At 44.0% G+C, this 13,096-nt stretch carries 7 protein-coding genes; all 7 read right to left on the bottom strand.

Annotated features, from left to right (window positions below; genetic code table 11):
* Window positions 1–147: 147 nt before the first annotated feature.
* Window positions 148–1,533 (bottom strand): tRNA 5-hydroxyuridine modification protein YegQ, encoded by a 1,386-nt coding sequence (gene yegQ, locus FVA72_RS09935; RefSeq protein WP_004253511.1) that lies wholly within the window; start codon window positions 1,531–1,533, stop codon window positions 148–150.
* A gap of 128 nt (window positions 1,534–1,661) precedes the next feature.
* Window positions 1,662–2,369 (bottom strand): two-component system response regulator BaeR, encoded by a 708-nt coding sequence (gene baeR, locus FVA72_RS09940; RefSeq protein WP_405029949.1) that lies wholly within the window; start codon window positions 2,367–2,369, stop codon window positions 1,662–1,664.
* Between the two features lie 2 nt (window positions 2,370–2,371).
* On the bottom strand, window positions 2,372–3,760 hold the full coding sequence (gene baeS / locus FVA72_RS09945) for a two-component system sensor histidine kinase BaeS (RefSeq protein ID WP_004253515.1): 1,389 nt from the start codon (window positions 3,758–3,760) through the stop codon (window positions 2,372–2,374).
* On the bottom strand, window positions 3,750–6,851 hold the full coding sequence (mdtC, locus tag FVA72_RS09950; RefSeq protein ID WP_110591803.1) for a multidrug efflux RND transporter permease subunit MdtC: 3,102 nt from the start codon (window positions 6,849–6,851) through the stop codon (window positions 3,750–3,752). Before mdtC ends, baeS begins: the two co-directional genes overlap by 11 nt.
* Window positions 6,851–9,973, bottom strand: coding sequence for an MdtB/MuxB family multidrug efflux RND transporter permease subunit (locus FVA72_RS09955; RefSeq protein ID WP_110591802.1), 3,123 nt, complete (start codon window positions 9,971–9,973; stop codon window positions 6,851–6,853). The genes mdtC and FVA72_RS09955 overlap by 1 nt, the downstream gene beginning before the upstream one ends.
* Window positions 9,973–11,217 carry an MdtA/MuxA family multidrug efflux RND transporter periplasmic adaptor subunit gene (locus FVA72_RS09960; protein WP_110591801.1) on the bottom strand — a complete coding sequence of 415 codons (1,245 nt, stop codon included), beginning with the start codon at window positions 11,215–11,217 and terminating at the stop codon, window positions 9,973–9,975. Before FVA72_RS09960 ends, FVA72_RS09955 begins: the two co-directional genes overlap by 1 nt.
* A gap of 248 nt (window positions 11,218–11,465) precedes the next feature.
* On the bottom strand, window positions 11,466–12,818 hold the full coding sequence (locus tag FVA72_RS09965) for an MFS transporter (protein ID WP_094960480.1): 1,353 nt from the start codon (window positions 12,816–12,818) through the stop codon (window positions 11,466–11,468).
* Between the last annotated feature and the right edge of the window lie 278 nt (window positions 12,819–13,096).

The raw sequence follows: 13,096 nt of genomic DNA on the forward strand, positions 1-13,096 counted from the left end.
ATAACGCGAATGATTCTCATATAAGAAAACGCATATAAAGTGAAATAATATCATATTATAGATAAAAAAAAGCCAAAATATCAAAACGTTAAACGATGAGATTTTGGCTTTTAGCGAACAAACTATTTAAAAAACACGGAGTGGCGGTTAGCCTGCAATTTGTTTTTCTGCCTGAGTTTGGTGAGGTGCGCGGGTCGTTGTTCCTGCTAAGTTACGGATCAACAAACCAAAATTAACATCGACATCCTCAGGGATTGGCAGGTAAACTACATGGCCGTTACCGGGTGCAACATCAATCGCTTCACCTTTGCGGTTTGCTAATGAGTCCAAAGTAAAGACAATATTACCCGCCGGGGTCATCATCTCTAAGCTATCCCCAACGCTAAATTTATTTTTTACATCAACCTCAGCCATACCATTGACACGTTTACCTGTGAATTCACCCACAAATTGCTGAGTTTCAGAAACAGAATAGCCATATTCATAGGTTTGGTAGGCATCGTGAGTGTGGCGACGCAAGAAACCTTCAGTGTAACCACGGTGTGCTAACCCTTCTAAAGTAGATAACAACGTTGGGTCAAAGGGTTTTCCTGCGACAGCATCGTCAATCGCACGTCTATAGACTTGTGCAGTACGAGCACAGTAATAAAACGATTTTGTGCGGCCTTCAATTTTTAATGAGTGAACACCCATTTTTGTTAGGTTTTCAACGTGTTCGATTGCACGTAAATCTTTAGAGTTCATGATATAAGTGCCATGTTCGTCTTCAAAGGCCGTCATATATTCGCCTGGACGTTTAGCTTCTTCTATCATAAAGACTTTATCTGTTGGCGCGCCCGCACCTAAAGTTGGTGCTACATTTTGTACAGGGATCGGTTCATGCACATGGACAATATTACCCACATCATCTTCTTTACCTTCTTGTACGTTATATTCCCAGCGGCAAGCATTGGTGCAAGTCCCTTGATTTGGGTCGCGTTTATTAATATAACCCGAAAGTAGACAACGGCCGGAATAGGCCATACAAAGGGCACCATGGACAAAGACTTCAAGTTCGATTTCCGGTACTTGTTGACGAATTTCAGCAATTTCTTCGAGGGATAATTCGCGAGATAAGATCACACGTGTTAAGCCCATTTGTTTCCAAAACTTCACCGATGCCCAGTTAACTGCATTGGCCTGCACAGATAAATGAATATCCATCTCAGGAAACGCTTCACGAACCATCATAATAAGGCCAGGGTCAGACATGATCAGAGCATCTGGGCCCATTTCAATGACGGGGGTTAAATCACGAATAAAGGTTTTTAATTTCGCATTATGAGGGGCAATATTCACCACCACATAAAACTTTTTACCCAACTCATGGGCTTCCTGAATGCCTTTAGCTAAGTTTTCGTGATTAAATTCGTTATTTCGTACGCGCAAGCTGTAACGGGGCTGTCCTGCATAAACGGCGTCTGCGCCATACGCGAAGGCGTAACGCATATTTTTTAATGAACCGGCAGGGGATAAAAGCTCTGGTGTAAACATGGTTATTCTCTATCTGATGTCAAGTCAGCACTCACTCATACGAGAGAGTGTTTTTAAGGGATGAGGATTTTACTCCCATTTGATAAAAAAACCAAATATCCCACAAGAATAGTATGTCTATTGATTACTTAACATTCATCCCAACGGTAGCCGAGGCCGTATATTGAACGAATAAAGGTTTTTTCGTTATCGAGGGACTCTAATTTACGGCGTAAATTTTTGACGTGACTATCAATTGTACGGTCCGTTACTACGCGGTGGTCGTCATATAAGATATCCAGTAACTGGTCGCGAGAAAACACCATACCTGCATTATCAGACATAAACTTGAGTAGCCGAAATTCAGCGGGCGTGAGTTCAAGTAAGTGTGAGCCATAGCGTACTTGAAATGCATTTTCATCAATAATAAGCTTGGATTGATTATTACTATTAGTTTGGTTATTGCTAGTTGCCATATTTGGCTGGCAACGGCGTAGAATCGTTTTGACTCGAGCCACGACTTCTCGCGGGCTAAAAGGCTTACAAATATAGTCGTCAGCCCCAATTTCTAACCCTAATAAACGGTCAATTTCTTCGGTTTTTGCTGTCACCATAATAATGGGAACATCACTGAATTTTCGCAGTTCACGACATACTGAAATGCCGTCCATACCGGGTAACATTAAATCTAATAAAATGAGTGCAGGTTGATGTTGTTTAACATAGTCGATTACTTGGTCACCCCGTGCAATTAATGCGGGTTGATAATTTGCAGCTTGTAAGTAATCGAACAGCAGTTGGCCTAGCTTGGGTTCATCTTCCACAACCAAAATAGGGGTATTGCTCTGTTCAGTCATGATCATAAACCTTTGTCTTTTAATTGAATCGGTAAATTAATGGTAATTTTGACACCACCTAATGGTGACGGTGCTGCGGAAATTGTTCCATGGTGAGCCTCAACAATATTATAGCAAATGGCCAACCCTAAGCCTGAACCGCCACTGGCGCGATTACGAGAACCTTCAGCACGGTAAAAACGTTCAAATAAATGTTGGCATTGCTCAGCAGACAGCCCCGGGGCGCTATCTTGCCAAATTATACTGAGCTGGTTGTGGTCTTGTGTGACTTGAATGGCAATTTTACCTTGTGGGTCCGTATAGCGTAAGCTGTTTTCCATTAAGTTATAGAATAACTGAGTGATGCGGTCAGGGTCTGCAAACACGTTGCCTTGTGCAATAAATTGCCGTTCAACTGAAAGTTGTTGGTCTTCTAACCGCCAGCGGGCTTGGCCTATTGCCATTTCAATTAAAGGGATAATATCGGTAAGTTGCATACGGTAGACCAAAGAACCTCTATCCGATAACGAGAGCTGGTGGAGGTCATTAACCAGCTTAATTAAAGTTTGGGTTTCATTCAGTAGGGAATTGATTGTTTCGGGAGTGGCTTGCCGGACGCCATCTTGCACCGCTTCTAATTCGCCTCGCAGAACTGACAACGGCGTGCGGAGCTCATGGGAAATATCCGCCATATAATCACGCCGCATTTGTTCGTTTTTTTCAAGGGTAGAGGCCAGATGGTTAAAATCTTTAGCCAGTTGCCCAAGTTCATCGCGGCCAGACTCAGGAACCCGCGTGGCAAAATCACCATTGGCGAGCCGGTTAGTGCCTTCGAGTAACCGCTTGATGGGTTTCAAAAAACTACGGGCAAGGAACAATGTGGCAATCAGAGCCACAAATAAAGACAGCCCAGCGATGATCCAACTGGTATACATTTGTTTGGTATCAAAACGGCGGTCAAGGGCGCTGCTGATTCCCGTTTCATAGCTGGCAACGAGCCAACCGACGGTTTCGCCATTGCTAGTAACAATAGGCTCACGGAGAACTTTGCTCGGTAGGGGCGTGTCTTGCCCGAAAATTAGCCGGTCTTGTGTATCATAAACCCAAAAAATGGTTCGCCAGCGCTGTCGCATCGGGCCACGATGCTGTTGATGTTCTACAGAGCGCAGAATGCGAAAAAAAATGCGATCATTACCAATCAAAAACCGCCAATTGCCCATTTCTTCATATTGTTCCGCAAGGGCGGAAGAAACCTGCTCAACGCGTTGTTGGTCATTTTCTTTAATATAGTCAATAAAGCCATGTTGAAAACTCATGCGCACGCCTTGGTGCATAATTAGCACTAGCAATAAGCATGTCGCAAAAATAGCTAAAAAAAGCCGAGTACTAACGCTATTTAACCTAAGCTTCATGGTTATTCTCCACAATCTTATGCGTTAATGACTTTTTGCGCTGCCAACGTTGCCTTAAGCTATCAAAACTTAAATACACAACAGGAGTGGTAAATAAAGTCAGCAATTGGCTCATTATTAAGCCACCGACAATGGTGATCCCGAGAGGTTGACGTAGTTCTGCTCCATCACCACTACCTAACATTAACGGTAACGCACCAAAAATGGCGGCGAGTGTCGTCATTAAAATAGGGCGAAAACGTAATAAACTGGCACGGAAAATGGCTTCTTGAGCGGTTAAACCCGCTGTTCTTTGTGCTTGAATAGCAAAATCCACCATAATAATGGCGTTCTTCTTGACGATCCCAATTAATAGCATGATGCCGATTAAAGCGATTAAACTAAATGGTGTGTCAAATAACTCAAGGGCTAATAATGCACCGACACCAGCAGAAGGCAAAGTTGATAAAATTGTCAGTGGGTGAATATAACTTTCATATAGAATCCCAAGGACTAAATAGACAGTCACAATAGCGGCTAAAATCAAAAATAATTGTGACTGTAAAGTTTCTTGGAATATTTGTGCCGTTCCTGCAAAAGACCCTCGCACTGTAGATGGCACGCCAAGCGCAGTCATGGTTTTTTCTATTTCGACGATGGCATCATTTAAGGTATAACCGTCAGCGACATTAAATGCGATAGTGGATGAAGCTGATAGCCCCTGGTGGTTCACGCTTAATGGCGCATTCGCCGGCTGCCAACGAGCAAAATAAGACAGCGGGATAGCATCGCCATCTTTATTGATAACAAACATTTTGTCGAGGGAACTGACATCTTGCGTATATTCAGGGGCAACTTCCATCACCACTTTATATTGGTTCATCGCTTCATAAATAGTGGAAACTTGGCGTTGACCAAATGCATTGTTAAGCAAACTGTTAGCTTCACGGACATCGATACCTAGCTGGGCCATTAAGTCCCTATCGTAGGTGATCGCCATTTCTGCACCTTTGTCTTCCTTATCTGAGTTCACATCTGTCAGCTGTGGCAATTCACCGAGTGCTTTACGAATGGCGGGTTCCCAGTCACGCAATGCAGAAAGCTCATCCGCAAGCAGCGTAAACTGATAGCTGGCATTGGCTTGTCGACCTCCCACACGAATATCTTGTACTGGCATCATAAACAGGTTAGCCCCTGGCTCATTGGCTAATTTCATGCGTAACCGATTAATGACTTCAGCTGAGCTTTCAGTACGTTCACCCAGTGGTTTTAATGAGATATACATAAAACCGCTGTTTACCCGGCTACCGCCAGTAAAACCGGTGACATTATCCGTCGCTGGGTCGGCTTTAACTTGCTGCATAAAACGGGTCATTTTTTCTTTCATTGACTGGAATGAAATACTTTGGTCTGCGCGAACAAAGCCCAGCACACGGCCGGTATCTTGTTCAGGAAAGAAAGTTTTCGGAACGGTAATATACAGATAAACGTTTAAGCCGATTGTGGCAAATAGCACCGCGAGAACACTACGGCGATGTTCGAGTACCCATTTTAAAGCGATGCCATAACTTTCTTGCAAGCGCAGCAACACACGTCCAAACCCGCGATGTTTGGCTTTGACGTTGCGAGGGCGTTTCTTCAGTAAGTAAGCACACATCATAGGGGTGAGCGTTAATGAGATCACCAAAGAAATACCGATAGCGGTTGCAAGGGTAATGGCAAATTCGCGGAATAAACGGCCGACCAGTCCATCCATAAGCAGTAGCGGAATAAAAACAGCCACTAAGGAAATACTCATGGAAACGACGGTAAAGCCGACTTCATGCACGCCTTTAACCGCCGCAATAAACGGTTTTTTACCATTTTCGATATGACGCGAGATATTTTCTAATACGACAATGGCATCATCAACCACAAAGCCCGTCGCAACCGTTAATGCCATCAATGACAAGTTATTTAAACTAAAGCCACATAAATACATGGCCGTAAAAGTCCCAATCAATGAGACAGGGACAGCAACGGTAGGGATCAAAGTAGCGCGACCTGAGCGTAAGAACAGCAGCACCACGAGGATCACCAAGGCAACGGCAATCAGTAGAGCACGTTCCACTTCGGCTAGAGACGCGCGGATGGTCGGTGTTCTGTCTTGTGCCACTTTTAAATCAATAGCGGCAGGGATCATGTCATTGAATTCAGGCAATTCAGCACGAATACGGTTCACTGTTTCAATAATATTGGCGCCAGCTTCACGACGAATGACAATCAAAATAGCCGGTTTACCGTCTGCCATACCAGCAGCGCGTATGTTTTCAATGGAATCTTTAACATTGGCGACATCGCTGAGCTTTACAGCATTGCCTTGGCTGTAATGAACAATAATTGGCCGATAATCGGCTGCTTTTTTTAACTCATCATTAGTCTGTACTTGATAACGTTTTTCGTCATCATTGATATAGCCTTGCGGTTGGCGAACGTTAGCACTACTAATGGCTGAGCGCACGGCATCAAGGGAAACCCCTTGGTTAAATAGGGCGGTTGGGTTGAGTTCAACCCGTACGGCAGGGAGCGAGCCGCCACCAACTGAAACTTCACTAACCCCTTCAATTTGCGCAATTCGCTGGGCTAAACGGGTAGATGCAATATCATAAATTTCGCCAGTACCCATGGTCTCTGAGGTCATGGTTAAAATCATAATTGGCGCATCAGACGGGTTAGACTTGTAATAACGTGGACGGCTTGGCATACCGCTGGGCAGCAGGTTTTGCGCCGCATTAATCGCAGCTTGCACTTCCCGAGCCGCGTTATTAATGTCTTTGTCGAGATTAAACTCAAGGGTAATAGTGGTTCGCCCAAGCGCACTGCTTGAGGTCATTTCGCTGATCCCAGCAATACTGCCTAAAGAGCGTTCAAGAGGTGTCGCAACGGAGGACGCCATGGTTTCGGGTGACGCCCCAGGAAGTGACGCTGTCACGTTAATCACAGGGTAATCTACTTGAGGCAACGGAGAAACCGGTAAAAATAGAAAGCTCAGGGCACCACACAAAGTAATCGCAACGCTAATCAGCGTCGTTGCTACCGGGCGGCTAATAAATAGAGCAAAGAAGCGCTTCATTATGACACCTGTGCCTTCTTCGCTTGGCGACGGTCTTTAAAATAATGAGAAAGACGGTCGAACAATAAGTAAATAACCGGTGTGGTAAATAAGGTGAGGATTTGGCTCATAATTAAGCCACCAACCATACAAATTCCTAATGGTTGGCGTAATTCTGCACCGACACCTGTACTTAGCATTAATGGCAAGGCTCCTAGTAATGCCGCCATGGTGGTCATTAAAATTGGGCGAAAACGCAGTAGGCAAGCTTGGTAGATGGCATCATAAGGGGACATTCCCTGTTCACGCTCTGCAGCAAGGGCAAAGTCAATCATCATAATGGCGTTCTTTTTCACGATACCAATTAATAAGATGATGCCGATGACTGCAATAACATCAAGGTCTTTCCCTGCCATCATTAAAGCAAGTAATGCGCCAACCCCCGCAGTCGGTAAGGTGGATAAAATCGTAATCGGATGGATAAAGCTCTCATATAAAATGCCTAATACGATATACATCGCCACAATTGCGGCTGCAATTAACCAGATAGTGCTGCTTAGTGCAGCTTCAAAGGCTAAAGTCGCTCCTTGGAATTGTGTGGTAATGGATTTTGGCATAGCAATTTGTGATTCGGCCAATTTCACGGCATTGACGGCTGACTCAAGCGAAGCGCCATCCGCCACATTAAACGAGAATGTCACCGCGGGAAATTGGTCGAGGTGATTAATTGCTAATGGCCCATTACCTTCTTGAATATTTACCAAAGTGCTTAGTGGCACAATGGCTCCATCAGTGCCTTTTAGACGAATATCATTCAGCGCATCCATACCATCACGTGTCTGTGTGTCATGTTCTAATATCACACGATATTGATTTGACTGTGTGTATATGGTCGAAACCATTCTCTGCCCAAATGCATTATATAAAGCGTTATCAATGGCTGACATTGTGATACCAAAACGGCTTGCGGTATCACGGTTAACATTCACATAGGCGACTAACCCTTTATTTTGCCAGTCACTACTGACATCGGTGAGTTCAGGTTGTTGCTCTAGGGCATCTAACAAGCGTGGAACCCAAGTGGTTAATTCCTCTAGTGAACCGGCCTGTAACGTAAATTGATACTGTGTGCGTGCAACTTGCGTATCGATGGTGAGATCTTGCATAGGCTGCAAATATAAATTCACCCCGGCAATGTTATCCACGGATTGCTGTAGACGATCAATAATCGCCACCACTCTATCTTCACGCTCATCAAGGGGCTTTAAGGTAATTTGGAGACGCGCATTGTTTAATGTTGGGTTGCTACCATCAACCCCCACATAAGTGGTGACATTATCAACCGCAGGGTCTGCCAATAATTTTGACGCGACTTCCTGTTGCTTTTGCGCCATGGCCGCAAAAGAAATAGATTGACGGCTTTCAATTGAACCCTGAATAATTCCACTGTCTTGCAACGGGAAAAACCCTTTTGGGATCCACATATACAGCAAAACAGTCAGCACCATGGTGCCTAGCGCCACAGAAAGCGTTAACCATTGGTGATTAAGAATACGTTTTAACCAAATTGCGTATCCAGCAACCATACGGTCAAAGAAACGCTCACACGCTAGTTCAAAACGGTTATGTTTATGTTGCGACTCTGGTTTTAATAAACGCGCACACATCATTGGCGTTAACGTCAAAGAGACGACAGCGGAGATCAAAATAGCCACGGCTAGGGTAATGGCAAATTCGCGGAATAACCGGCCGACAATATCCCCCATAAATAACAGCGGGATTAATACTGCAACTAAAGAAAAGGTGAGGGAGATAATGGTAAACCCGATTTCACCCGCCCCTTTGAGTGCAGCGACCAGAGGCTTATCGCCTTTTTCTAAGTAGCGGGAAATATTTTCAATCACCACTATCGCATCATCGACCACAAAACCTGTGGCGATGGTTAATGCCATTAGGGTGAGGTTATTGACAGAAAAACCACAAAAATACATGACTGCAAAGGTACCAACGAGGGACAGCGGTACCGCAATGCCCGGTATTAAGGTGGCAATTCCATTGCGTAAAAACAAATAAATCACCATCACCACGAGGGCGATGGCTAACATTAACTCAAACTGTACATCATTAACGGACGCTCGAATAGTACTGGTTCTATCGGTTAAAATATCGACATTAACCGATTTAGGTAAGCTTTCAATTAATTCGGGTAACAGCGTACGAATGGTATCTGTGGTTTCAATGACGTTAGCACCGGGCTGCCGCTGCACATTGATCACAATCGCCTGTTCATTATTTGCCCATGCCCCTAAATAGGCATTTTCGGCACCTTGTGCAATCGTTGCAATATCGCCTAAACGCACAGGCGCACCATTTTGGAAGGCCACAATAAGCTGACGATAGTCGTCAAGTGACTTCATTTGGTCGTTAGCAGAAAGCGTCACTGCTCGCGTTGGCCCATCGAAACTCCCTTTTGCGGAGTTGACGTTAGCATTGTTGATGGCTAGGCGGATGGTTTCGCTATCCAGCCCTTTGGCTGCCATGGCTTGTGGGTTTAAATTCACGCGAACAGCAGGGCGTTGACCACCGGCTAAGGTGACTAAACCCACTCCATTAACTTGGGATATTTTCTGGGCAATTCGCGTTTCAATAATATCCTGTACCTGCGTTAATGGCATCGCATCAGAGGTGACCGCTAAGGTGAGTACAGGCGGGTCAGCAGGGTTTACCTTATTATAAATCGGAGGATAGGGTAAATCCGAAGGCAGTAAACTACTGGCGGAATTAATCGCTGCTTGGACTTCTTGTTCGGCAACCTCTAGAGGCAACGTTAATTGGAACATCAGTGTTATAACTGATGCTCCTCCTGAACTTTGCGATGACATCTGTTTAAGACCCGACATTTGCCCAAACTGGGTTTCCAAAGGCGCAGTCACTGCAGAGGTCATCACATCGGGGCTGGCTCCCGGGTAAAGGGTAACAACTTGAATCGTCGGATAATCGACTTCGGGCAGGGCTGAAACAGGTAAGAAGCGATAGCCGATGATCCCTGCAAGTAATATAGCCACCATGAATAATGTGGTAGCCACAGGGCGCAAAATAAATAAACGAGAAGGCCCACCGCCTTTTAACATTTCAGGCTGCATTACGCTTTCTCCGCGCTATTGGCTTTATCTTTGCGGGGCTCTTTTTTGGCGATGCTTTCAGCGGTAACGACTTCGACAGTTGTGCCATCGGTGAGTTTATCAACACCATCGGTGATGACTTTGGTATTTGCTGCGAGCCCACTTTCAATAACGACTTGTTGGCTATCTTGCATCCCCACGGTCACATTGTGTTTGCTGACTTTATTATCATCACTCAATACCCAAACATAGTGACCTTCATTGCCCATTTGCAGTGCAGCGGTTGGGATCACCACGGCATTTTGCAGCGTTTCAACTTGCATTTTTACGTTAACAAATTGATTAGGGAAAAGTTTTTCTTCTTCATTGGTAAAGCGCGCTTTTATTTTAAGAGTGCCGGTCGCAGCATCAATTTGGTTATCAGTACTGAGTAGCTCACCGCTTGCGATTAGCGCGATATTGTTTCTGTCCCAAGCTTCAATCAATACTTTTTCACCGGAAGATTGTGCTTGCTGGATCGCGGGAATATCACCTTCAGGTAAAGCAAACAAGACATCTGCGGGTTGAGTTTGTGTGATAACAACAAGAGGGGTTGAGGTTCCTGAAGAGATAAAGTTTCCGACATCAACTTGTTTTAAACCAACCCGCCCTGAGATGGGGGCAGTAATTTTACTGTAGGTTAATTGCAGTTTGGCATTATCAACAGCCGCTTGGTCGACTTTAATACTGCCTTGTGCCTGTAATACTGCCGCTTTTTGGTTATCTAGCTCTTGTTGCGAAATCACTTTAGTGCCAGCAAGCTTTTGATAACGCGCTAAATCTAATTGCGCATTAGCTAACGTTGCTTTGTCTTTAGCTAATTGCCCCTCAGCTTGTGATAGCTGAACTTCAAATGGGCGAGGGTCAATCTGTGCCAATAAATCTCCCTTATTGACATATTGCCCTTCGGTAAAATACAGCTGCATTAACTGGCCTTCAACACGGCTGGTTACAGTGACAACATTTGCTGCTTGCACTGTGCCTAAGCCTGATAAAAATCGTGGAACGACTTTTTGTTCAGCAACGGCAAACTGCACAGGGGCTAACACACGTGGTGGGCGGCCCATCGCGCTTCGCTGTGAGTTTGGTTTTGCTACGGTGCCAGTAGATTGTGTATCTGATTGTTTTTCTTGATGATAAAAGTACCAAGAAACGCCAGCTACCGCAATAATGGCAATAAAAATGGCAGAGCGAATAAAAGGTTTACGTTGTTTTTGTTTATTCATTTTGGGTAATTCGCTTAACTCAAAAAAAGTGGATGAGATCCGTCAGGCTGTATACTAAAAAACTAACAAAAAAGAGTCAGTTAGACATATTAGTAGTTTAACGTGATAGGTACAAAGAAAAATGGAGGAAATATGAATAAGTGTCAATTTCTGTACTTGTATACTTCAGTGCTTGTAAAGGGGGAGAGCGGGGGAATAATTTTGTATCAATTAAGATTGCCCCCCGAGTAAATAGGGGGCAATCGATTTTATAAACTAGAAGCTTTTAAGACCGCAGATTTTTCGTTTGAAGACTCTGAATTGACAGTCCAACCTTTCCAAGATAGAGGAATGAAGGCTACAGCAACCGCTAATAATGAGACGCCAGCGACATAATAGGCAGGTGCCATGTGAGATTGCTGCAACCAAGCACCAGTTAATATTGGTGTTAAACCACCAAAAATTGCATAAGCCACATTGTAAGCGAATGACAGGCCAGAATAGCGAATTTCAGGTGGAAATGCGCGTGTACTGATAATTGGAGTGGTTGCAATCGCGCCAACAAAGAAGCCCATCAAGCCATAGTTAAAAATCAACGTACTCGCCGCAATATCACTGGATAATGATGAATAAAAGTAAATTGCTGTTACGGCTAATCCACCCCATGATAAAGTCATTGAGGTACGAGTTCCGGTTTTATCGCCTAACCAGCCCCAGAAGATACAGCCTAATGTTAAGGTCAATGTCGCCGCGCAGTTAGCTTGCAATGCCACATTCCTATCAATGTTATAGATCCCTTTTAACACCACATCTGGTGTCATCAAAATGGTGACAACGATAGCGGTTGATAATGACCACGTCAGTGCCGCAGTGATCATACAAGCTTGTTTATGAGACTTAATCACGGTTTTGACGGGTAATTCTTGTGACAAGGCCTTTTTGGCTGCCAGTTCTTTGAATATCGGGGTTTCTTGTAAAAAACGACGTAAATACACAGAGATAAACCCAAAAACACCACCAAGAATAAATGGAATACGCCAAGCAAAATCATGAATTTCAGTTGTGGTATAAGAGCGCTCAATGATAATTGCGACGATAGAGCCTAATAAAATACCACCGGTGATCCCAGAAGTCAGTGTACCGACACCTAAACCATAACGTTGTTTTGGTGTATGTTCTGCAATAAATACCCATGCACCTGGCATTTCACCACCAATCGCGGCACCTTGCATAATACGCATTAACAGCAGTAATAATGGAGCAGCAGCGCCAATGGTTTCATAAGTAGGTAAGAAACCAATAACAAACGTTGGGAATGCCATTAAGAAAATACTGAGGGTAAACATTTTCTTGCGGCCAATTTTATCCCCGAAGTGAGCCATGATAATGCCACCAAGAGGGCGAGCAAGGTAACCTGCTGCAAATAGACCCAGTGTTGCCATTAGCGCGAGAAATTCGTTATCCCCTGGGAAAAATAGTTGGGAAATAATTTTTGCGTAAAAAACAAAGATAACGAAGTCATAAAACTCAAGAGTTCCCCCTAAAGAGGATAAGCCTAATGTTTTATAGTCTTCTTTGCCCAAAGGTCTCGCAGAGGGCTGGCTGGCGGTTTGCGGTGTCATTATAGTTTCCTTCTAACTACCTGTAATACTAAATTGCATAAATTCAAAATAATAAGCATTGACTCATAATAATGAGCTAATCATTTTTATTGGTGCAGATAAGAGGTATAAAACGTTGGATGGGTATAACTTAGTTTAATACACAGTATCTTTTTTGCATGTGTATATTTATAGCAGGAAATTCTATATTCTGTAAACCTCAACCCTAAAAACAAGAATGACATTCCAATTAGTTTTGATTTGTTAGCATATTGATTTGGCGTGATGATAAATAACCT

Origin of the sequence: Providencia sp. PROV061 (assembly GCF_011045655.1) — a bacterium.
Classification (GTDB): domain Bacteria; phylum Pseudomonadota; class Gammaproteobacteria; order Enterobacterales; family Enterobacteriaceae; genus Providencia; species Providencia hangzhouensis.